We start from the raw sequence: 21,878 nt of genomic DNA, 5'->3' as shown, positions 1-21,878 counted from the left end.
TCATTCTTCACTCACATCCGGAAGATGCCGAAGGCGGGGTCGGCGAGCGGGGCGTTCGCGCAGGCGGTCAGGGCGAGTCCGAGGACCTGACGGGTTTCGAGCGGGTCGATGACGCCGTCGTCCCAGAGACGGGCGGACGCGTAGTAGGCGTTGCCCTGCTTCTCGTACTGGGCGCGGACCGGGTCCTTGAACTCCTCCTCGGCCTCGGCCGGCCACTCCTCGCCCCGGCCCTCGATCTGGTCGCGCTTGACGGTGGCGAGGACGGAGGCGGCCTGCTCGCCGCCCATCACGGAGATCTTGGCGTTGGGCCACATCCACAGGAAGCGGGGGGAGTAGGCGCGCCCGCACATCGAGTAGTTCCCGGCGCCGTAGCTGCCACCGACGACCACGGTCAGCTTGGGGACGCGGGTGGTGGCGACGGCGGTGACCATCTTCGCGCCGTGCTTGGCGATGCCGCCGGCCTCGTAGTCGCGGCCGACCATGAAGCCGGAGATGTTCTGCAGGAAGACCAGCGGGATGCCGCGCTGGTCGCACAGCTCGACGAAGTGCGCGCCCTTCTGGGCGGACTCGGAGAACAGGATGCCGTTGTTGGCGACGATGCCGACCGGGTGGCCGTGGATCCGCGCGAAGCCGGTGATCAGCGTCTGCCCGTACTCCGACTTGAACTCCTGGAAGCGGGAGCCGTCGACGACGCGGGAGATCACCTCCCGGACGTCGTAGGGGGTCCGGGAGTCGACCGGCACCGCGCCGTACAGTCCGGCGGGGTCGGTCTTCGGCTCCTCGACGGAGGTGACGGACCAGGGGAGCGGGCCGCGGCCGGGGAGCGTGGCGACGATGTTCCGCACGATCCGCAGCGCGTGCGCGTCGTCCTCGGCGAGGTGGTCGGTGACGCCGGAGGTACGGGAGTGGACCTCGCCGCCGCCCAGTTCCTCGGCGGTGACGACCTCGCCGGTGGCGGCCTTCACCAGCGGCGGTCCGCCGAGGAAGATCGTGCCCTGGTTCCGGACGATCACGGCCTCGTCGCTCATCGCGGGGACGTACGCGCCGCCCGCCGTGCAGGACCCCAGCACGGCGGCGATCTGCGGAATCCCGGCGCCCGACATCCGCGCCTGGTTGTAGAAGATCCGCCCGAAGTGCTCGCGGTCCGGGAAGACCTCGTCCTGCATGGGCAGGAAGGCGCCGCCGGAGTCGACCAGGTACAGGCACGGCAGCCGGTTCTCCAGCGCCACCTCCTGCGCGCGCAGGTGCTTCTTGACCGTCATCGGGTAGTACGTGCCGCCCTTGACGGTCGCGTCGTTGGCGACGATCACGCACTCGCGCCCGCTGACCCGGCCGATGCCGGCGATGACCCCGGCGGCCGGGGCCTGGTCGTCGTACATCCCGTTCGCGGCGAGCGGGGCCAGCTCCAGGAACGGCGAGCCCGGGTCCAGGAGGGTGTCCACCCGGTCGCGGGGCAGCAGTTTCCCGCGTGCCACGTGCCGGGCCCGGGACTTCTCGCCGCCGCCGAGACGGGCGGCGGCCAGTCGGGTGCGGAGATCGTCCGCGAGCTCCCGGTGGGCGGCCTCGTTGGCCGCCCAGGACGGGGACGCCGGATCCGCGGTGCTGGTCAGCACCGGTGCCTGCTGCATTCTGTCGAGCTCCCTTGCCCGCCGGATGTCAGGTTCGCGGTCAGGTTAGTGACCGTTAACACTCTCTGAGAGGTTAACGAGCGCTAACGACGATGTCCAGGGATCCCTATAGGAGGGCGCGGGGACGCGAGGTTAACGACCGCTAACCCCGCGGGTTAGAATGCTCCCCATGAGCAGCACCAGAGCGTCCGCGGCCCCCGCCGCACGGGTCGCGGCCCCCACCCGCCGGGAACAGATCCTCAAGGAGGCCGCCCTCCTCTTCGCCGAGCGCGGCTTCCACGGGGTCGGCGTCGACGAGATAGGGGCGGCGGTCGGCATCAGCGGCCCCGGCCTCTACCGGCACTTCGCCGGCAAGGACGCCATGCTGGCCGAACTCCTGGTGGGCATCAGCGAACGGCTCCTGGACGGCGGCCGGGCCCGCGTCGAGGCCGCCCCGGGCGACCCGGCGGCCCTGCTCGCGGCGCTCGTCGACGGCCACATCGACTTCGCCCTCGACGACCGCCCGCTGATCACCCTCCACGACCGCGAACTGGACCGGCTGCGGGACGCGGACCGCCGCCGGGTGCGCCAGCTCCAGCGGCAGTACGTGGAGCTGTGGGTGACGGCGGTACGGGAGACCTACCCCGGCACCTCCGAACCGGAGGCCAGGACGGCCGTCCACGCCGTCTTCGGCCTCCTGAACTCCACCCCCCACCTCGGCGCCGGCCTCCCCGGCCGGGGCGCGACGCAGGCCCTGCTGCGACGGCTGGCCCACGGCGCGTTCGGCGCCCTGGGCCCCCGGACCGCGACGCACTAGCCCGCGGGGGCGACCGAGGCACCGGCCCGACGGAGAGGACGCCGCGACGTGGATGTGTACGAGGCCGTGGACAGCCGCCGGGCCGTGCGGGCCTTCAGCGACGAGCCGGTGCCCGGGGAGGTGCTGGCCCGCGTCCTGGGCGCCGCGGCGCGGGCCCCGTCCAGCGGAAACCTCCAGCCGTGGCACGTGTACGTCGTCTCGGGCGAACCCCTGGCCGGGCTGAAGCGGCGCGCGGGCGCCAGGGCGCTGGCGGGCGACCCGGGGGACCCGCGCCAGTACCCGATGTACCCGGACGAACTGGCCCCGCCCTACCGCGACCGCTTCGCCGCCGCGGCCGCCCAGCGGTACGCGGCGCTGGGCATCGCACGCGACGACCCCGACCGCCCCCGCAGGATCGCCACCCTGAACACGGCGGCGTTCGGAGCCCCGGTCGTCCTGTTCTGCTACCTCGACGCGGCGATGGGCCCCGGCCAGTGGGGCGACGCGGGCATGTACCTCCAGACGGTCATGCTGCTGCTGAGGGCGGAGGGACTGCACAGCTGCCCCCAGGTGATGTGGACCATGTTCCACGAGACCGTCTCCGCGACGGTCGGCGCCGCCACCGGACAGGTGCTCTTCTGCGGCCTCTCCGTCGGCCACGAGACCCCCGGCCCCCCGCCGCCGCGCACCGGCCGCGCCGACCTGGCGGAGACGGTCAGCTTCATCGGCCCGTGACGACCGCGGGTGTCCCACATCCGGGACGCGCCGTCCCCCGGGGCGGGGGCCCGGCAGAATGGGCGGCATGCCGATACTCAGCCGTGCCGCCCTCGTCGACCATCTCGTCCGCACCCGGATCGCGGGAGACGTCGCCACGCCTCGTGACAACAACCTCTCCCACTACCGCAAGCTCGCCAACGGCGACCGCCACTACTGGCTCGGCATCGAGCTGGGCGACCGGTGGACGGACGAGCAGGACGTGCTCGCCGTGATGGCGGAGCGGTGCGGAGTGAGCGACGACCCCGAGCACCGGCACGGGCAGGACACCATCGACCCGGAGCTGACCGTCGACGCCCTGGACCGGGCGGCGGTGCGGCTGCGGAAGGCGGTGGCCGGGCGGGAGCGGGTGCTGTTCGCGACCGGGCACCCCGGCGCGCTGCTCAATGTGCACGGGGCGACCGCGCGGGCGCTGCGGGACGCCGGGTGCGACGTGGTGCGGATTCCGGGCGGGCTGACCGCCGACGAGGGGTACGTCGTGCAGTTCTCGGACGTGGCCGTCTTCGAGCGGGGGGCGAGCCTGTGGCACACCCACTCGCCCGCGCCGATGACCGCGATCCTCGACGGGCTGGAGAGATCCGGCGAGCCGCTGCCCGACCTGGTCTTCGCCGACCACGGGTGGGCCGGGTGCGCCGGGCAGCGCGGCATCGACGCGATCGGGTACGCGGACTGCAACGACCCGGCGCTGTTCCTCGGGGAGGCCGAGGGGGTCATGGCGGTCACCGTCCCGCTCGACGACCACGTGGTCGACCCGTTCTTCTACGAGCCGATGACCGCCTACCTGCTGGACGCCGCCGGCCTGCGCTGATCGCGCCCGGGAGTCGGGTCCAGATAGACGCGGGCCACGGCCGGGTAGCGGGTGCGCAGCCGTTGCTCGGCCCGTTCGCAGGCCCACTCGATCCGCTCCGCGGTGGTCCGCCCGTCCCGGAAGTCGATCTTCGCGGCGACCAGGATCTCGGACGGGCCCTGGATGAGGGTGGTCAGTTCGAGCACGCCGACGATCTCGTCCACCGCCAGGAGCTCCGCCCGCATCCCGTCGCGCATCTCGCGCGGCACCGGCCTGCCGATGAGCAGCGCCGCGTTGCTGCGGCCCAGCACCCAGGCCACGTACGCCAGCAGCAGGCCGATCAGGACCGAGGCGACGCCGTCCCAGACGCCGGAGCCGGAGAGCTGGCCGCCCAGCAGGCCGCCCGCCGCGAGCAGCAGGCCCACCAGGGCGGCCGAGTCCTCCATGACGACCGCCTTCACCGCGGTGTCGGGGGTGAGACGGAAGTAGCGGCGGGTCGGGGCGCCGAGCCGGGCCGCCTCCGCGCGCACCTGCTTGACGCCGGTGCGCAGCGAGTAGCCCTCCAGGAGGAAGGCGACGGCCAGGACGACGTAGGAGACCAGCGGGCTGCCGAGTTCCTCGCCGTGGGTCAGGGTGTGGATGCCGTCGTACAGCGAGAAGACGGCGCCGCCGACGAAGGTGGCGACCGAGGCGAGCATCGCCCAGATGTAGCGCTCCGGGCCGTAGCCCAGCGGGTGGTCCTCGTCGGCGGGCTTCTCGCTGCGCTTGAGGGCGGTCAGCAGCATGAGTTCGGTGACCGTGTCGGCCACCGAGTGCGCCGCCTCCGACAGCATCGCGCTGGATCCGCTGATCAGACCCGCGACGGCCTTCGCGACGGCGATGCCGAGATTGGCGGCCGCCGCGACGAGGACGGTGAAGGTGCTCTCGCCGCCGCCGGACTCCGCCGGGGGCCCGGCCGCCGGGGCGCCGGCCGGGCCCGGACCGCCGCTCGCGCCCTCGGCAGGCCCGCTGCCGGCACTGCCGGCCGGCTCGCCGTCCGGGGCCCGCCGGTCGTCCGGCCCGTCCGTTTCGTCCCGTGCGCTCATGTACGGACCGTAGGCCGCTTCAGCGCGGGACGCGAACGACGCCCTCCTGGATGACGGAGATCGCCAGCCGGCCGTCCCGGGTGTAGATGCGGGCCTGGCCCAGTCCCCGCCCGCCGGACGCGGACGGCGACTCCTGGTCGTACAGCAGCCACTCGTCCGCCCGGAAGGGGCGGTGGAACCACATCGCGTGGTCCAGGGACGCGCCGACCACGTCGCCGGTCGCCCAGCCGCCCCTGCCGTGGGCGAGCAGGACGGAGTCCAGGAGCGTCATGTCCGAGACGTACGTGGCGAGACAGACGTGCAGCAGCGGGTCGTCGGCGAGCTTGCCGTTGGTGCGGAACCAGACCTGCGAGCGGGGCTCGCGCGGCTCACCTGCCGTGGCGTACGGCGGCGCGTCCGCGTAGCGCAGGTCGATCGCGGCCCGCGCTTCGAGCAGCCGGTCCACGGTGCCCGGGTCCGCGAAGCGGTCCGCGTAGCGCGGGAGCGTCTCGGCGGCGGTGGGCAGCGTCTCCGGGTCGGGGGAGTGCGGCATGGCCGCCTGGTGCTCCATGCCCTCCTCGTAGGTCTGGAAGGACGCGGAGAGGTGGAAGATCGGCTGCCCGTGCTGGACGGCGACCACCCGGCGGGTGGTGAACGAGCGGCCGTCGCGGATCCGGTCGACCGTGTAGACGATCGGCGCGGACGGGTCGCCGGCCCGCAGGAAGTACGCGTGCAGGGAGTGGGTGAGGCGATCGTCGGGGACCGTGCGCCCGGCGGCGACCAGGGCCTGGGCCGCGACCTGGCCGCCGAACACGCGGGGGACGATGGCCGAACGGCTCACGCCCCGGAAGATGTCCCGCTCGATCCGCTCCAGGTCGAGCAGATCGAGCAGGGACTCAAGTGCCTTGTTCATACATGTAGTTGTAGCGGGTGAGTGCTACAGGCCCATGTCCTTGGCGATGATCATCTTCATGACCTCGCTGGTGCCGCCGTAGATGCGGTTCACGCGGTTGTCCGCGTACAGGCGGGCGATCGGGTACTCGTTCATGAAGCCGTAGCCGCCGTGCAGCTGGAGGCAGCGGTCGATCACGCGGTGCGCGACCTCCGTGCAGAACAGCTTGGCGGAGGCGGCCTCGGCGGCCGTCAGCTCGCCCGCGTCCAGCGCCTCCAGCGCGCGGTCGGCGACCGCCTCGGCGGCGTCCACCTCGGCCTGGCAGGCGGCCAGCTCGAACTTGGTGTTCTGGAAGGAGGCGACCGGCTTGCCGAAGACGGTGCGCTCCTGGACGTACTGCTGGGTGAACCGGATCGCGGCCTTGGCCTGGGCGTACGCGCCGTACGCGATGCCCCAGCGCTCGGAGGCCAGGTTGTGGCCGAGGTAGCCGAAGCCCTTGTTCTCCTCGCCGAGGAGGTCCTCGACCGGCACCTTCACGTCGACGAACGCCAGCTCGGCGGTGTCGGAGGTGCGCAGGCCCAGCTTGTCCAGCTTGCGGCCCACCGAGTAGCCCTCGGACTTGGTGTCGACGGCGAACAGGGAGATGCCGAAGCGGCGGTCCTCGGCGGTCGGCGCGGAGGTGCGGGCGCAGACGATGACGCGGTCGGCGTGCACGCCGCCCGTGATGAAGGTCTTCGCACCGTTGAGGACGTAGTGCGTGCCGTCCTCGGAGAGCTTGGCGGTGGTCTTCATGCCCGCGACGTCGGAGCCGGTGCCCGGCTCGGTCATGGCGAGCGCCCACATCTCCTCGCCGGTGACGAACTTCTCCAGGTACCGCTTCTTCTGCTCGTCGGTGGCGAGCATCAGGATGTACGGGAGGCCCAGGAGGACGTGCACGCCCGAGCCGCCGAAGGTGACGCCCGCGCGGGCGGTCTCCTCGGTCAGCACCGCCTCGAACTTGTGCGTGTCCAGGCCCGCGCCGCCGAACTCCTCGGGCACGTTGATGCCGAAGACGCCCAGCTCACCGAGCTTGTAGTAGAAGTCGCGGGGGGCCTGCCCGGCGGCGAACCACTCGTCGTAGACGGGGACGACCTCGGCCTCGATGAAGGCCCGGAGGGTGTCCCGGAACGCCTCGTGGTCCTCGTTGAATACGGTACGGCGCACGTGACGCTCCCTCTGCGAGTGGTGATCCCTGTCCATGAGCGGGCCCCGTCGGCCTCCCGGCCGCTAAGCGCTTGCTCAGATACCCGGCAAAAGTTACCGGCCGGTCACTGGGGTGTCCAGAGGTGCGTGGTGTTGGAGGGACCACACCCCGGGGGAGGGGTGGCGACCGGGCGACGGGAGGGGTGCGGAGGGTACGCGCCCGTGCTTGTCCGCCGCGTCCAATTCGGCGCCGCGCGTCGTGGCATCCGTACATGTGCGGAATTCGTTGTGCTCCCTACGCTCGGAGCCATGAACACTCCCTCTCCCGAGCCCCGCGGCCCCATCGACTCGTCCCGCATCCCCCGGTACGCCGGACCGGCGACGTTCGCCCGGCTGCCGCGCCTCGACGAGGTCGGCGGGGTTACGGACGTCGCGGTCGTCGGCGTCCCCTTCGACACCGGCGTCTCCTACCGGCCGGGCGCACGCTTCGGCGGCAACGCGATCCGCGAGGCCTCGCGGCTGCTGCGGCCCTACAACCCGGCCCAGGACGCCTCCCCCTTCGCCCTGGCACAGGTCGCCGACGCCGGCGACATCGCGGCGAACCCGTTCAACATCAACGAGGCCGTCGAGACCATCGAGGCCGCCGCCGACGACCTGCTGGGGTCGGGCGCGCGGATGATGACGCTCGGCGGCGACCACACCATCGCGCTGCCGCTGCTGCGGTCCGTGGCGAAGAAGCACGGGCCGGTGGCGCTGCTCCACTTCGACGCGCACCTCGACACCTGGGACACGTACTTCGGGGCGGAGTACACCCACGGGACGCCGTTCCGGCGGGCCGTCGAGGAAGGCATCCTCGACACCGAGGCGCTGTCCCACGTCGGCACGCGAGGACCGCTGTACGGCAAGAAGGACCTCGACGACGACGCGAAGATGGGCTTCGGGATCGTCACCTCGGCGGACGTCATGCGGCGCGGGGTCGACGAGGTCGCCGACCAGCTGCGGCAGCGGATCGGGGACCGGCCGCTGTACATCTCCATCGACATCGACGTCCTGGACCCGGCACACGCGCCCGGCACGGGCACGCCCGAGGCCGGGGGACTCACGTCGCGCGAGCTGCTGGAGATCGTCCGGGGGCTGTCGTCGTGCAACCTCGTCTCGGCGGACGTGGTGGAGGTCGCACCGGCGTACGACCACGCGGAGATCACGTCGGTGGCCGCGTCGCACACGGCGTACGAGCTGACGACGATCATGTCGCGACAGATCGCCGCCGCACGGGGCTGAGGGGGCGGGGGCCGCACACACCGTGCCCCCCGCCGAGCCTCCTTGGGCGGCGGGGCCGCGCCGTTTCCCCCACCCCTGCCTCCTTGGGCGGCGGGGCCGCCCCCCGGGGGCGGGACGGGCGGGCAAGGGGGCGGCCCCCGGCGGAGCCGCGCCTTTGAGGTGCTCCGGCCCCGGGCTGCGGGGCGCCTGCGGCGGGCTGCCCCAGCCCCGCCCCTTTCCCTGAAGCGCTGGCCGCGCGGCTGGGTGGGGGCTGGTGGCGCAGTTCCCCGCGCCCCTGGGGGGGGGAGGGCGGAGTGAGTTTCGTGCGGCTGAGCGGGGGCTGGGCGCGCAGTTCCCCGCGCCCCTGGAGTGCGGCTGGGTGGGGGCTGGGCGCGCAGCTGCCCGTGCCCCTGGAGTGCGGCTGGGTGGGGGCTGGCCGCGCAGTTCCCCGCGCCCCTGAAAGGGGCACTTCCCCGCCCCCTCCACCCCATACGCCAAGCTGGACCCATGACCCACGATCACGACCTCGTTCTGCGGCCCACCGCCGCCCAGACCGCCGCCGCCCTCGCGCCGCCCGCAGGGCGTACCGGTGCGGACCTGGTCGTGGAGACCCTCCGCGGGCTCGGTGTGACGACCGTTTTCGGGGCGGCCGGGGCTGCCGGCGCCTGCTCCCCGCTCGACGCGGCACTCGGGCGGTCCGGCCTGAGCGAGTGGACCCGATTCGCCACCCTCGCCGGAGCGGGCCACGCCGCCGACGGCTTCGGCCGGCTCACCGGCGAGGTGGCCGCCCTGCTGGCCCCCGCGGGACCCGGCCGCGCGGTCCTCCGGGAGGCGCTGGCGGCCTCGGCCCCACTGCTCGTGCTGGCCACCGGACCGGCCACCGAGCCGGACCCCGGACCGGCCGCCCGACCGGCCCCCCTACCGCCCGGGGGCGCCGCCGAGGACACGACCGGCGACATGCCCCAGGACACAACCGGCGACATGTCCCCGGACACGACCCGGGACATGCCCGGCAACACGCCCCCGTACCTGAAAGCCGTCTTCGCCGCCCGCACCCCCTCCCAGATCCCCACCGCCGTCGCCTCCGCCTGGGAAGCCGCCCTGACCGCCCCGCACGGGCCCGTGCTGGTCGAACTGGACCCTGCCGCGCTGGCCGCCGTGACCCTGCTCCCCGAGGTCAACGCCCCCGACGTGCTCCCGCACGAACTGCCCCCGCGCCCCGAGCTGACGGCGCTCGCCGCGCACTGGCTGGAGACGGCCGCCCGCCCCCTGATCGTCGCCGGCGGCGGTGTCACCCGTGCGGACGCGGCCGGCAAGGTGAAGGCGCTGGCCGAGCGGCTGCACGCCACCGTCGCGACCACCCCGGGCGGCCTCGGCAGCTGTCCCGGCGCCCACCCGGTGACGCCCGCCCTCCTGGCCTCGGCCGACGTCCTGCTGCTGGTCGGCACGACCCTGGACGGCGTCCCCTTCACCCCGCCCGCCCGGCTGATCCAGATCGATGCCGACCCCTCCCGTCTGGAGTTGCACCACGCCCCCGCCCTGGGCATCCACGCGGACGCCCGGCTGGCCCTGGCCGCGCTGCTGGAGACCGTCGACGTGCGGGAGCCCTTGAGCGGGGAAGCGGCGGAGGAAGCGGTGGCGGGAGCGGCGGCAGGCGGCGTGGCGGGAAGCGGTGATCCGTTCGTGGCGGCCGTCGGGCGGGCCCTCGGGGCCCGTACGCCCTCCTTCTGGGACCGTCCGCCGGCCGGGCTCGACGTCCGGCGCCCCCGGCCCTGTCACGCCCCGCAGGCTCCCGGTACCACCGGCTACGCCCTGCCCGCCGCCCTCGGTGCCGCCACGGCCGACCCCGGTTCGCCCGTACTCGCGGTCTCGGATCTCGCCGTCTCGGATCTCGGGGGCTCGGACGCCGGTCCGGTGGCCGCCGTCCTTCCCGAGCTGGCCACCGCCGCGGCCTGCGGGCTGCCGCTCGTATGGCTGATCAGGGGCGATACGGCGGGAGGGGGAGCGGACGAGGCCGTGGACGCGGCGGCGGAAGCGGCGGGTGTCGTGCTGGTGCGCAGTGAAGTCGGTTCCCTGGAAGGGGAGTTGGGGAAGGCGTTCGCTTCGGGTGGGCCGGTGGTCGTGGTGGTGCGGGGATGAGGGGGAGGGGGCGGGGAGTCACCCCGGCCCCCGGGCGGGGCTCCTGACCCGCCCCTACTGTGCTGCTCGTGAGGCAACTGATACGGATGTGGCGGGTGCGTTCCGGCTCGCGAATACCGCGCACCCTCGCCGCCGCGGGCCTGGCCACCGGCCTGCTGCTCGCGCCCCTCGCGGCCACCGCCCCCGCGGCCTACACCGCCCCGGCGCCCGCCCCCGCCGCCGTGCCCCGCCCGGTGTGCACCTCCCACCGGGCCGGACTGGCCGAGCGGCTCACGAACGACATCGCCGCCGCCCTGCGCGGCCGGCCCGGCACCGTCGCGCTCGCCGTCTACGAGCACTCCACCCGCACCTACTGCGCGCTGCGCGCCTACCGCGCGTACGACTCCGCCAGCATCATCAAGGTGACCATTCTCGCGGCCCTGGTCTGGGACGCGCAGAAGAGCGGACGGGCACTCACCGCCCGGGAGCGCCGCCTCGTCGACGCCATGATCACCCGGTCGGAGAACGCCGCCACCGGCACCCTGTGGCGGCAGCTCGGCAAGGCGCGGATCAACCGGTTCCTGGCCGCCGCCAAGATGGCGTACACCCAGCTCGGCCGCGACAGGTTCTGGGGACTCTCCCAGGTCAACGCCGCCGACCAGAGCAGACTGCTGGGCACCCTCACCCTGCCGAACAAGGTCCTCAGTGACCGTTCGCGGGCATACGTCCTGGACCGGATGGCGCACGTCGTGCCCGCGCAGCGCTGGGGCACCCCGGTCGGCGCCCCCGCCAGGGCCCGGGTGCACGTGAAGAACGGCTGGCTGCCGCGTGCCGAGCTGGGCTGGCGGGTGCACTCGCTGGGCGCGTTCACCGGGCAGGGCCACGACTACACCATCGCCGTCCTCACCCACGGCAACGCGACCATGCGCCAGGGCGTCAACACCGTCCAGGCGGTCGCACGCGCCGTCCACCGCGACCTCAACCTCCCGGCGAACGGCCACACCCGTACCCCGGAGACACCCGCGGAGACGGTCGCCCCGCCCGCCTTCCCGGAGGAGGTCATTCCGCCGATGCCGGAGGACTGGCCGCGGCCCTCCGTGTGGGACTGAGCGCGGGGGCGGGCGCCCGTTTCATTGCGGCGGGATGAAATCCGCACCTCACGGCGTTCCCTCCACCGGCACTGTGAGCGGGACGATCGGGAGGCAGGCACGTGGCGGGAGAAGTGGGAGAGGAACGCGGGGCCGGGTGGGCCCGGCGGCTGACCGGTTACGCCTGGCGCTACCGGGCCAATGTGCTGCTCGCCCTCGGGTCCTCCCTCGGCGGCATGGCCGTCATGGCGCTCGTACCGCTGATCACCAAGATCGTCATCGACGACGTGATCGGGAAGGGCACCCGGTCGCTGGCCGTGTGGACCGGGCTGCTCATAGCCGCGGCCGTCGTCGTCTACGTGCTCACGTACATCCGCAGGTACTACGGCGGCAAGCTCGCCCTCGACGTCCAGCACGACCTGCGCACCGAGATGTACGGCACGATCACCCGGCTCGACGGGCGGCGGCAGGACGAGCTGTCCACCGGCCAGGTCGTCGGGCGCGCCACCAGCGACCTCCAGCTCATCCAGGGCCTGCTCTTCATGTTGCCGATGACCATCGGCAACATCCTGCTGTTCCTGATCTCCCTGGTGATCATGGCGTGGCTGTCGCCGCTGCTCACCCTCGTCGCGCTCGCCGTCGCCCCCGCCCTGTGGTTCATCGCCCGGCGCAGCAAGAAGCGGCTCTTCCCCGCCACCTGGTACGCCCAGGGCCAGGCCGCGGCCGTCGCCGGAGTGGTCGACGGCGCCGTCTCCGGCGTCCGGGTCGTCAAGGGCTTCGGGCAGGAGGAGCAGGAGACCGGGAAGCTGCGCGAGGTGTCGCGGCGGCTGTTCGCCGGACGGCTGCGGACCGTGAAGCTCAATTCCCGCTACACGCCCGCCCTCCAGGCCGTACCCGCCCTCGGGCAGGTCGCGATGCTGGCGATCGGCGGCTGGCTGGCGACCCGGGGGCAGATCACGCTGGGCACCTTCGTCGCGTTCTCGACCTACCTCGCCCAGCTCGTCGGGCCCGTGCGGATGCTCGCCATGGTGCTGACCGTCGGCCAGCAGGCGCGGGCCGGTGTCGAGCGGGTGCTGGAACTCATCGACACCGAGCCGGCCATCGAGGACGGCACCAGGGAACTGCCCGCCGACGCCCCCGCCACCGTCGAGTTCGACTCGGTGGGCTTCGGGTACGACCAGGACCGCCCGGTGCTCGACGGGTTCTCGCTGGAGATCCGCGAGGGCGAGACCGTCGCCGTCGTCGGGTCGTCCGGCAGCGGCAAGTCGACCGTGTCGCTGCTGCTGCCCAGGTTCTACGACGTGGACCGGGGCGCGGTGCTGGTCGGCGGGCACGACGTGCGGGAGCTGACGCTCTCCTCGCTGCGGGCCGCGATAGGCATGGTGCCCGAGGACAGCTTCCTGTTCTCCGACACAGTGCGGGCCAACCTGGCGTACGGGGTTCCGGACGCCACCGACGAACAGATACGGGCCGCCGCCCGCGCCGCCCAGGCCGACCGCTTCATCGACGAACTGCCCGAGGGCTACGACACCAAGGTCGGCGAGCAGGGCCTGACCCTCTCCGGCGGCCAGCGCCAGCGGCTCTCCCTGGCCCGCGCCATCCTCACCGACCCCCGGCTGCTCCTCCTCGACGACGCCACCTCGGCCGTCGACGCCCGGGTCGAGCACGAGATCCACGAGGCGCTCAGGTCGGTGATGGCGGGGCGCACCACCCTACTGATCGCGCACCGGCGCTCCACCCTGGGCCTCGCCGACCGCATCGCCGTCCTGGACGGCGGACGGCTCGCCGACATCGGCACGCACGAGGAACTGGAACGGCGCTCAGCCCTCTACCGCCGGCTGCTCACCGACCCCGACGAGCTGGGCGGCGTATCGCCGGGCCACACCCCGCGGACCGTCGCCCCCGCACCCGACGACCGGTCCGTGCAGGCGGAACTGGACGCCGAGTTCGACGCCGAGCGCGGCATCACCCCCGACCTGTGGATACGCGACGAGTCGGACCCGGCGAAGAGCGCCGTCGACCACGCGCCCGGAATGCCCGCGACCCCCGAACTGCTCGCGCAGGTGGCGGCGCTGCCGCCCGCGAACGACACCCCGGACATCGACGAGGCCCGTGCCGTCGCCCCCGAGGACTCCTACAACCTGCGCCGTCTGCTGCGCGGCTTCGGGCTTCCGCTGCTGGTCAGCCTGGGACTGGTGGCGATCGACGCGGGCATGGGGCTGCTGCTGCCGGTACTGATCCGGCACGGCATCGACGAGGGCGTCACCCAGCTGGCGCTCGGCGCCGTGTGGACGGCCGCCGGGCTCGCCCTGCTCGCCGTGCTCGTCCAGTGGGCGGCCCAGATCAACGAGGCCCGGATGACCGGGCGGACCGGTGAGCGGGTGCTGTACTCGCTGCGGCTGAAGATCTTCGCCCAGCTCCAGCGGCTCGGCCTCGACTACTACGAGCGCGAACTGACCGGCCGCATCATGACCCGGATGACGACCGACGTGGACGCCCTGTCCACCTTCCTCCAGACCGGTCTGGTCACCGCCTTCGTCTCCGTCGTCACCTTCCTCGGCGTCATGGTCGCCCTCGTCGTCATCGACGTGGAGCTCGCCCTGGTGGTCTTCGCGACGCTGCCGCTGCTGGTCGTCGGCACGTACTTCTTCCGCAGGAAGAGCGTCCAGGCGTACGAGCTGGCCCGCGACCGGGTCTCCGTCGTCAACGCCGACCTCCAGGAGTCGGTGGCCGGACTGCGCATCGTGCAGGCCTTCGGCCGCCAGGAGGCGGGCCGCGAGCGGTTCGCCGCCAGCAGCCGGAGCTACCGGCAGGCGCGGGTGCGCGGGCAGTGGCTGATCTCGGTGTACTTCCCCTTCGTCCAGCTGCTCTCCTCGGTGGCGGCGGCCGCCGTGATGATCGTCGGCGCCGGGCGGATCGAGGCCGGCACGCTGACCGCGGGCGCCCTGGTCGCCTACCTCCTGTACATCGACCTGTTCTTCGCGCCCGTCCAGCAGCTCTCCCAGGTCTTCGACGGGTACCAGCAGGCCACGGTCTCGCTGCGGCGGATCCAGGAACTGCTGCGCGAGCCCACCTCCACCGCCGGGGCCGACGCGCCCAAGGACGTGCTGTCGCTGCGCGGCGAGATCGCCTTCGAGGACGTGTCCTTCCGGTACGGCTCCGCCGACGAGCCGGAGGAGGCGCTCTCGGACGTCACCCTGCACATCCCGGCCGGACAGACGGTGGCCTTCGTCGGCGAGACCGGCGCGGGCAAGTCCACGCTGGTCAAGCTGGTCGCCCGGTTCTACGACCCGACCCAGGGCCGGGTCACCGCCGACGGCAGCGATCTGCGCGACCTCGACATGACCGCCTACCGGCACCGGCTCGGGGTCGTCCCGCAGGAGGCGTACCTCTTCGCCGGCACGGTCCGCGACGCCATCGCCTACGGGCGGCCGGACGCCACCGACGCCGCCGTGGAGGCGGCGGCCCGCGCGGTCGGCGCGCACGACATGATCGCCACCCTGGACGGCGGCTATCTGCACGAGGTCACCGAACGCGGACGCAATCTCTCCGCCGGGCAGCGCCAGCTGATCGCGCTCGCCCGCGCCGAGCTGGTCGACCCGGACGTCCTGCTGCTCGACGAGGCCACCGCCGCCCTCGACCTGGCCACCGAGGCCCAGGTCAACCAGGCCACCGACCGGCTGACCGGCCGCCGCACCACACTGGTCGTCGCCCACCGGCTGACCACCGCGGCCCGCGCCGACCGGGTCGTGGTGATGGACCACGGGCGCGTCGCCGAGGACGGCACGCACGACGAACTGCTCGCGCTGGACGGCAAGTACGCCCGGCTGTGGCGGACCTTCGTGGGGGAGGACGAACCGGCGGCGGTCTGACGTGCGGCGACGGGCCCGCCGCAGCTCGCGGCGGGCCCCGGGAAAAAGTCAGTGTGCCCTGCAACCGATCGCTCGCCGGATGCGTCGTACGTGCATACGATCTCCAGACGGTTGGGGTAAGTGTGTTCGGTGGGGCGAGTGGGGCAGGCGTGGGTCCGATGGGACTGATCAGACGAAGGCTCACCGCGGCGTGCGCCGTGGTGGTCGCGGCCGGGATGCTGTCGCTCGGCGGACCCGCGGTCGGGCAGGCCTCGGCCGCGGCGGCCTCCTGTGGGGGCACCCGTGTGAAGACGTACGGCTTCGCCACCGGTGAGCTGCGCGTCTACAAGAGCCGCCAGTACGTCTGCGCCATGACCGTCGCCAGGCGCCCCGGCGTCCGGCAGACGATGCGGGTCAGCGTCCAGGCGCGCGGCAGCCGGGCCGCCGTCGACAGCGGCACGTACACCCGGCACGCGGGTCCGGTGACGGTCTACGCGCTCAACCGGTGCGTGCGGGTGGCCGGTTCGGTGGCCACGAAGAGCACCGCCTCCGGCTGGATCCTCTGCTGAGGTCCGCCGGGACGGGCCGCCGCCCGCGGGGTCCGCGCGAACCGCTCTCCCCGTCCGGGGAGTTGGAGTCCCGGTCCCGGCTGTTGGAGTCTTCGGCCTTCTTCCGATTCCTCTGCTGACAAAGGGGATTGCTGAGAGTTAGGTTCACCCCTGTTGTCCGTGTGCCGACAGGGGAGTGGTTCATGCGCAAGACGTTCAGAACGGCCGTCGCGGGAGCGGTGCTCATAGGCGCCGTCGGGGCGACCGGCGGCACCGCGGTCACCGCCACCGCGGCCGAGCAGCGGCCCGCCGACCGGCCGGCCGCCACCGACATCAAGGACCGCCTCCTCGCGATACCCGGCATGAGCCTGATCGAGGAGAAGCCGGTCACCGGGTACCGCTACTTCGTCCTCAACTACACGCAGCCGATCGACCACAGCCGCCCCTGGAAGGGCACCTTCCAGCAGCGCCTGACCGTCCTGCACAAGGACGTCGCCCGCCCCACCGTCTTCTCCACCAGCGGCTACAACGTCTCCACCAACCCGTCGCGCAGCGAGCCGACCACCCTGATCGACGGCAACCAGGTCTCCATGGAGTACCGCTTCTTCACGCCGTCCCGGCCGCAGCCCGCCGACTGGTCCAAGCTGGACATCAAGCAGGCCGCCGACGACCAGCACCGCATCTTCACCGCGCTGAAGAAGATCTACGGCAAGAAGTGGCTGGCCACCGGCGGCTCCAAGGGCGGCATGACCGCCACGTACTACGAGCGCTTCCACCCCCGGGACATGGACGGCGTCGTCGCCTACGTCGCGCCCAACGACGTGAACAACCGCGAGGACTCCGCCTACGACCGCTTCTTCTCCACGGTCTCCACCAAGGAGTGCCGCGACAAGCTGAACGCCCTCCAGCGCGAGGCCCTGGTGCGGCGCGGCCCGCTCACCGCCAAGCTGAAGAAGTGGGCGGACGAGAACAAGGCCACCTTCAACACCGTCGGCAGCCTCGACAAGTCCTTCGAGTCCACCGTCCTGGACTTCGTCTGGGCTTTCTGGCAGTACAGCAACGAGTCCGAGTGCGCGGACGTCCCCGCCGCGAACTCCTCCGACGACGTGATCTACGACTACGTCGACGCCAAGTCCGGCTTCGCCGCCTACAGCGACCAGGACCTGGCCACCTACACCCCGTACTACTACCAGGCGGGCACCCAGCTCGGCGCCCCCCAGTACAAGTACCCGCACCTGAAGGGCCTGATGAAGTACGGGCCCGACTACTTCCAGCCGCGCGCCTTCGTCCCCCGCGACATCCCGATGAAGTGGCAGGAAGGCGTCATGAAGGACGTCGACCGCTGGGTGAACCGCAACGCCCGCCAGATGATGTACGTGTACGGGGCGAACGACCCGTGGGGCGCCGAGCGCTTCCGTCCCGCCAAGGGCGGCGACAACCACGTCTACACCGTCCCCGGCGCCAACCACGGCGCCCGCATCTCCGGGCTCCCGGCCGGTCAGCAGGCGGCGGCCGTCGCCCAGGTGCTGAAGTGGGCGGGCGTCGCCTCGCCGACCGTCCAGGCGGACCCCGGCAAGGCGAAGCGGCTGACGGCCTACGACGCGAAGCTGGACGCGGTCGAGGTCAACCGGGAGCTGAGCCTGCGGCCGTGAGCCCCGCGCCCCGGTGAGCGCCGGCTACACCGGGCTCGCGCACCCCACCGGCCGCCCGCCGTCCAGCCGCACGTACAGCCGGGTGGCGGGCGGGCACTGGGCGCGCGAGCCCACCGCCGTCGTCACCCGGAACTCCGGCGCCCGCTCGCCCGTCCCGTCGCAGGCGGTCTCCTTCACCTGGCCGCCGCCCGCCCCGTACACACAGTCCCCGACGACCGTGTGCGGCCCGCCGCCGCCCCCGGGGTCACCGGGGTGCGGCGCCTGGAGATTGCGCATGCAGGCGTAGCCGCGCGGCACCACACCGTCGCCCCTCTCGTCGGTGCTCGGGCGGGACTCCGAGATGTGCAGCACGAAGTCGGTGGCCGGCGGGCACGAACTGCCGCCGCTCGACGCGCCGTTGTAGCGGGCGACGACCCGGGCCGCGGCGCGCTCGCTGGCGCACGACACCTCGCGCGGTGTCCTCCCGTACGAACTGCACTCGCGCACGTCGAGGAAGACCGCCCCGTAGCCGGACGGGGTGCTCGGCAGCCCCCCGGCCTCCTTCGCCGGATTCTGCCCGCCGCTCCAGGCCTGGCAGCCGGTGAGCAGTCCGACCGCCAGGAGCACGGCCCCCCAGGTCCGTGCACTTCGTGCGCCCCCCGCGACCTGCCCGCGGAACCCCGATGTCGTGCGTGGCATGCAGCACCCCCCGATACTTCTGCCCAGAGTCGCGCGCCGGGGCGGGCCGCCGCCAGGGTGCACCGGCCGATTCCGTCGTACGGGTACGTCGTACGGGTACCCGGGCGCCACATCCGTCACTTGCGTACCAATTCCCGAGAACCGGGCGATCCCGGGAACCCAGTAGCGGGGTGCCCCGTCCAATCCGCGTACTGCTGGTGAGTCTCCGCAGAGCGGTGTCGGCCCTCGCTGCTGGCTGCGTTCGCTGACTCCCCTCTCCAAACCGCCTGCGGCCAGCAGCACGCCGCCACCGGCGCGCCCCCCTCCACATGCGCCGGTGGCGGCCCCTCGTGTGCCGCCCGGCCCTCTCCGGCCGCGCCGCCGCCCCTTCCTTGGTACCTCAACTCCCTCGGCCTGCACAGGTATTGACGGGAACTTACTTTCCGGCCAGCGTGTCCCCGCTGGAAGTTTCCTTCAAGAGTCCTCGACGACCTTCACGAAGGGTTACGCCCGTGCCGGACCGCACCTCCACCCGCTTCGCCCCCTCCCGCCGCACCCTGCTGGCCGCGAGCGCCGCCGCCGTGGCCGTCGCCGCCACCGGCGCGCACCCCGCCGCTGCCGCCGACCGCCCCTCCACCGACCGGCTGAGACGGCTGGTCGCGGGCATGACCCTGGAGGAGAAGGTCGGGCAGCTCTTCGTGATGCGGGTGTACGGGCACTCCGCGACCGCCCCCGACCAGGCGGACGTGGACGCCAACCTCCGGGAGATCGGCGTCCGCGACGCCGCCGAACTGATCGCCAAGTACCACGTCGGCGGCATCATCTACTTCGCCTGGGCGCACAACACCCGCGACCCGCACCAGATCGCCGACCTCTCCAACGGCATCCAGCAGGCCGGCCTCGCCCAGCGCACCCGGATACCCCTGATGATCTCCACCGACCAGGAGCACGGCATCGTCGCCCGGGTCGGCAGACCGGCCACCCTGATGCCCGGCGCGATGGCGCTGGGCGCGGGCGCCTTCCGCCGGGGCACCAAGGACGCCCGCGAGGCCGCCCGGATCGCCGGCACCGAACTCGCAGCCCTCGGCATCCGGCAGAACTACGCCCCGGACGCCGACGTCAACGTGGACCCGGCCAACCCGGTGATCGGGGTGCGCTCCTTCGGCTCCGTGCCCAGGTCGGTGGCCGCCCTGGTCGCCGCCCAGGTCAAGGGCTACCAGGACGGCGGCGGCATCGCGACCGCCGCCAAGCACTTCCCCGGGCACGGCGACACCGAGGACGACAGCCACAACGAGCTGCCGTACATCGACCACACCCGCGAGGAGTGGCACGCCATCGACGCGCCGCCGTTCCGGGCCGCCATCGCCGCCGGCATCGACTCGATCATGACCGCGCACATCGTCGTCCCGGCCCTCGACCCGGCCGAGGACCCCGCCACCCTCTCCCGCCCCATCCTCACCGGCGTGCTCCGCGAGGAACTCGGCTACCGGGGGGTCGTGGTGACGGACTCCCTCGGCATGCAGGGCGTGCGCACCAAGTACGGCGACGACCGGGTACCGGTGCTCGCGCTGAAGGCCGGGTGCGACCAGCTGCTGAACCCGCCGCTGCTGGACGTGGCGTGGAACGCGGTGCTCGCCGCCGTGAAGTCCGGCGAGCTGACCGAGGCGCGGATCGACGAGTCGGTGCTGCGCATCCTCCAGCTGAAGGCGAAGCGGGGCCTGTTCGACCGGCCGTACGTCACCCACCGGGGAGTCGACCGGACCGTGGGCATCCGCGCGCACCTCGCCGCGGCCGACCGGATCGCCGACGCCACGACGACCCTGCTGGTCAACGAGGCCCGCACGCTGCCGCTCAACCGGCTCCGGCAGCGCAACGTGCTGGTCGTCGGGGTCGACCCGGCGTCCCCGTCGGGCACCACCGGCCCGCCCACCGCGGTACTGGCCGCCGCCCTCACCGGGCTCGGCTTCACGGCGACCGCGCTGTCGACCGGCTCGGCGCCCACCCGCGCCAAGATCGACGAGGCGGTGGCCGCGGCGAAGGCGGGCAAGGACGCGGTGGTCGTCGCCACCCGCAACGTCACGGCGGCCAGTGCGCAGCGCACCCTGGTGCGGGAACTGGCGGCCACCGGGGTGCCGGTGGTGACCGTGGCCGTCCAGAACCCCTACGACGTGGCCCAGCTGACGGGCCTGGGCGCGCGGGCCCACCTGGCCGCGTACTCCTGGACGGACGTGGAGATGCAGGCCGCGGCACGGGTCCTGGCGGGCCGGGTCCGCCCGTCCGGCCGCCTGCCGGTGCCGGTACGCCGCGCGGACGCCCCCACCCAGGAGCTCTACCCCGTCGGCCACGGCCTCACCTACTAACCCCCCGCCCCCCTTCGGGCGCCGGGGCCGCACCTTTCCCACCCACCCCCGCCCGCCCCCTTGGGCGGCGGGGCCGCCCCCGGGGGCGGAACGGGCGGGCAAGGGGGCGGCCCCCGGCGGAGCCGCACCCTCCCGCCCCGCCCCACCCCACCCCACCCCACCCCCGCTACCCCGCTCCGCCCCGAACGCCCCCGCTACCCCACCCCGCCCGAACGCCCCCGTTCCCCCCGCTCCCCCCACTCACTCCCCAGCACCGCCACCATCTCCCGAATCGCCGGCCGCCTGGCCGCCCCCTCCCGCCACAGCGCGTACAACCGCCGCGTCGGCACCGGATCCAGACGCACCGCCACCACCCCCTCCGGCAGCACCCCCCGCCCCAGCCTCGGCATCACCGCGATGCCCAGCCCGGCCGCGATCAGCGCGAGCTGGGTGTGGTTCTCCTCCGCCTGGTGGGCGATGTCCGGCTCGTACCCGGCGGCCCGCAGGGTACGCATCAGCCAGTCGTGGCAGACCGTGCCCGGCGGCTGGCAGATCCAGCGCTCCGCGGCCAGCTCGGCGCGCCGCACGTCGCTGCGCCCTTCCAGCGGATGCCCGAGGGGCACGAGCAGGTCGCACGGATCGTCGCCGATCACCGCCTGCTCGACCCCCTCGGGGGCGGGCAGCGGGGCGATGTCCCAGTCGTGGGCGACGGCCACGTCCAGGACGCCCTTGGCGACCAGATCCACCGACAGATGCGGATCGACCTCGGTCAGCCGGGCGTCCAGCGCCGGGTGCTCCCGGGCCAGCCGGGCCAGCACACCGGGCATCAGCCCGCGCGCCGCCGACGCGAAGGCACCCACCGTCAGCCGCCCGCCGGGGCTGCCCCGCCGCTCCTCCAGGGTGGTCTCGGCCCGCTCGACGATCGCCAGCAACTCCCGCGCGGTGGCGGCGAGATGGAGCGCCTCCTCGGTGAGGGCGATGCCCCGGCCCCGGCGTTCCAGGAGCGTCGTCCTGGTCTCGCGTTCCAGTTTGGAGATCTGCTGGGAGACCGCGGACGGGGTGTACCCGAGAGCGGTGGCCGCGCCGGCCACCGAGCCGTGCACGGACACGGCGTGCAGGGCGCGCAGCCGGGAGAGGTCGAGCACCGGAGAACCACCATTCGTTAGCGTTGCTGAATCCCATCATGAAGGAATCCGCGCTGGTGCTAAAGGGTCGCCGCCGGTGATCCTCGACCCATGCCCGCTCCCGCCCCGGTGCCGCCGT

16 protein-coding genes are annotated in these 21,878 nt (G+C 73.2%); 10 read left to right on the top strand and 6 right to left on the bottom strand.

Going from position 1 to position 21,878, the window contains the following annotated elements:
* Positions 1 to 11 precede the first annotated feature (11 nt).
* Positions 12 to 1,628: a carboxyl transferase domain-containing protein gene (locus tag ACFYVL_RS21975; protein ID WP_389247277.1), complete on the bottom strand. Its 1,617-nt coding sequence runs from the start codon at positions 1,626 to 1,628 to the stop codon at positions 12 to 14.
* 169 nt (positions 1,629 to 1,797) lie between these two features.
* Between ACFYVL_RS21975 and ACFYVL_RS21970 the strand changes: the two genes are divergently transcribed.
* The 3 genes from ACFYVL_RS21970 to ACFYVL_RS21960 all read left to right on the top strand — a co-directional run bounded on the left by ACFYVL_RS21970 (position 1,798) and on the right by ACFYVL_RS21960 (position 3,985).
* Positions 1,798 to 2,424, top strand: a complete 627-nt coding sequence (locus ACFYVL_RS21970; RefSeq protein ID WP_389247275.1) for a TetR/AcrR family transcriptional regulator — start codon at positions 1,798 to 1,800, stop codon at positions 2,422 to 2,424.
* 48 nt (positions 2,425 to 2,472) lie between these two features.
* Positions 2,473 to 3,138 (top strand): nitroreductase, encoded by a 666-nt coding sequence (locus tag ACFYVL_RS21965; protein WP_389247273.1) that lies wholly within the window; start codon positions 2,473 to 2,475, stop codon positions 3,136 to 3,138.
* A 67-nt stretch (positions 3,139 to 3,205) separates the two neighbouring features.
* Positions 3,206 to 3,985: a phosphatase gene (locus ACFYVL_RS21960; protein ID WP_389247271.1), complete on the top strand. Its 780-nt coding sequence runs from the start codon at positions 3,206 to 3,208 to the stop codon at positions 3,983 to 3,985.
* Here the strand turns inward: ACFYVL_RS21960 and ACFYVL_RS21955 are convergent.
* Genes ACFYVL_RS21955 through ACFYVL_RS21945 form a run of 3 tightly spaced genes read right to left on the bottom strand, consistent with a single transcriptional unit; the run spans position 3,955 to position 7,123 of the window.
* Positions 3,955 to 5,049, bottom strand: a complete 1,095-nt coding sequence (locus ACFYVL_RS21955; RefSeq protein WP_389247268.1) for a cation diffusion facilitator family transporter — start codon at positions 5,047 to 5,049, stop codon at positions 3,955 to 3,957. The two genes, ACFYVL_RS21960 and ACFYVL_RS21955, sit on opposite strands and share 31 nt — an antisense overlap.
* Before the next feature lie 19 nt (positions 5,050 to 5,068).
* A complete protein-coding gene (gene tesB, locus ACFYVL_RS21950) occupies positions 5,069 to 5,941 on the bottom strand; it encodes an acyl-CoA thioesterase II (protein ID WP_389247265.1) in 873 nt (290 codons plus the stop codon).
* 24 nt (positions 5,942 to 5,965) lie between these two features.
* Positions 5,966 to 7,123, bottom strand: a complete 1,158-nt coding sequence (locus tag ACFYVL_RS21945) for an acyl-CoA dehydrogenase family protein (RefSeq protein WP_389247263.1) — start codon at positions 7,121 to 7,123, stop codon at positions 5,966 to 5,968.
* A 288-nt stretch (positions 7,124 to 7,411) separates the two neighbouring features.
* Between ACFYVL_RS21945 and speB the strand changes: the two genes are divergently transcribed.
* From speB to ACFYVL_RS21915, 6 genes are all read left to right on the top strand, one after another.
* Positions 7,412 to 8,383 carry an agmatinase gene (gene speB, locus ACFYVL_RS21940; RefSeq protein WP_389247261.1) on the top strand — a complete coding sequence of 324 codons (972 nt, stop codon included), beginning with the start codon at positions 7,412 to 7,414 and terminating at the stop codon, positions 8,381 to 8,383.
* 486 nt (positions 8,384 to 8,869) lie between these two features.
* Entirely contained in the window at positions 8,870 to 10,501 is a 1,632-nt protein-coding gene (locus ACFYVL_RS21935; protein WP_389247259.1) for a thiamine pyrophosphate-binding protein, read from the top strand.
* 86 nt (positions 10,502 to 10,587) lie between these two features.
* Positions 10,588 to 11,589, top strand: coding sequence for a serine hydrolase (locus ACFYVL_RS21930; protein WP_389247668.1), 1,002 nt, complete (start codon positions 10,588 to 10,590; stop codon positions 11,587 to 11,589).
* A gap of 101 nt (positions 11,590 to 11,690) precedes the next feature.
* Positions 11,691 to 15,440: an ABC transporter ATP-binding protein gene (locus tag ACFYVL_RS21925; RefSeq protein ID WP_389247257.1), complete on the top strand. Its 3,750-nt coding sequence runs from the start codon at positions 11,691 to 11,693 to the stop codon at positions 15,438 to 15,440.
* Between the two features lie 158 nt (positions 15,441 to 15,598).
* The gene (locus ACFYVL_RS21920; protein ID WP_389247256.1) at positions 15,599 to 15,988 is read left to right on the top strand and encodes a hypothetical protein; all 390 of its coding nucleotides are present in this window, start codon (positions 15,599 to 15,601) and stop codon (positions 15,986 to 15,988) included.
* A gap of 182 nt (positions 15,989 to 16,170) precedes the next feature.
* A complete protein-coding gene (locus ACFYVL_RS21915; RefSeq protein WP_389247254.1) occupies positions 16,171 to 17,619 on the top strand; it encodes an aminopeptidase in 1,449 nt (482 codons plus the stop codon).
* Between the two features lie 24 nt (positions 17,620 to 17,643).
* Here the strand turns inward: ACFYVL_RS21915 and ACFYVL_RS21910 are convergent, their stop codons facing one another.
* Complete coding sequence (locus tag ACFYVL_RS21910) at positions 17,644 to 18,225, bottom strand: hypothetical protein (protein WP_389247252.1); 582 nt, start codon at positions 18,223 to 18,225, stop codon at positions 17,644 to 17,646.
* 563 nt (positions 18,226 to 18,788) lie between these two features.
* On the opposite strand from ACFYVL_RS21910, the gene ACFYVL_RS21905 reads away from it, so the two are divergent.
* Entirely contained in the window at positions 18,789 to 20,636 is a 1,848-nt protein-coding gene (locus ACFYVL_RS21905) for a glycoside hydrolase family 3 protein (RefSeq protein WP_389247249.1), read from the top strand.
* Between the two features lie 194 nt (positions 20,637 to 20,830).
* Here ACFYVL_RS21905 and ACFYVL_RS21900 read toward each other — a convergent pair whose 3' ends face one another.
* On the bottom strand, positions 20,831 to 21,760 hold the full coding sequence (locus ACFYVL_RS21900) for a LysR substrate-binding domain-containing protein (RefSeq protein ID WP_389247247.1): 930 nt from the start codon (positions 21,758 to 21,760) through the stop codon (positions 20,831 to 20,833).
* Positions 21,761 to 21,878 lie beyond the last annotated feature (118 nt).

It is taken from the genome of Streptomyces sp. NPDC004111 (assembly GCF_042874215.1).
Taxonomy (GTDB): domain Bacteria; phylum Actinomycetota; class Actinomycetes; order Streptomycetales; family Streptomycetaceae; genus Streptomyces.
The sequence above is the reverse complement of the archived record's forward strand: the minus strand, read 5'-3'. Positions and strand labels throughout refer to the sequence as shown.

Coding starts and splice junctions, on each gene's coding strand:
- ACFYVL_RS21975 (WP_389247277.1), bottom strand. CDS start 1,628: ATGCAGCAGGCACCGGTGCTGACCAGCACCGCGGATCCGGCGTCCCCG.
- ACFYVL_RS21970 (WP_389247275.1), top strand. CDS start 1,798: ATGAGCAGCACCAGAGCGTCCGCGGCCCCCGCCGCACGGGTCGCGGCC.
- ACFYVL_RS21960 (WP_389247271.1), top strand. CDS start 3,206: ATGCCGATACTCAGCCGTGCCGCCCTCGTCGACCATCTCGTCCGCACC.
- ACFYVL_RS21955 (WP_389247268.1), bottom strand. CDS start 5,049: ATGAGCGCACGGGACGAAACGGACGGGCCGGACGACCGGCGGGCCCCG.
- tesB (WP_389247265.1), bottom strand. CDS start 5,941: ATGAACAAGGCACTTGAGTCCCTGCTCGATCTGCTCGACCTGGAGCGG.
- speB (WP_389247261.1), top strand. CDS start 7,412: ATGAACACTCCCTCTCCCGAGCCCCGCGGCCCCATCGACTCGTCCCGC.
- ACFYVL_RS21935 (WP_389247259.1), top strand. CDS start 8,870: ATGACCCACGATCACGACCTCGTTCTGCGGCCCACCGCCGCCCAGACC.
- ACFYVL_RS21930 (WP_389247668.1), top strand. CDS start 10,588: ATGTGGCGGGTGCGTTCCGGCTCGCGAATACCGCGCACCCTCGCCGCC.
- ACFYVL_RS21920 (WP_389247256.1), top strand. CDS start 15,599: ATGGGACTGATCAGACGAAGGCTCACCGCGGCGTGCGCCGTGGTGGTC.
- ACFYVL_RS21915 (WP_389247254.1), top strand. CDS start 16,171: ATGCGCAAGACGTTCAGAACGGCCGTCGCGGGAGCGGTGCTCATAGGC.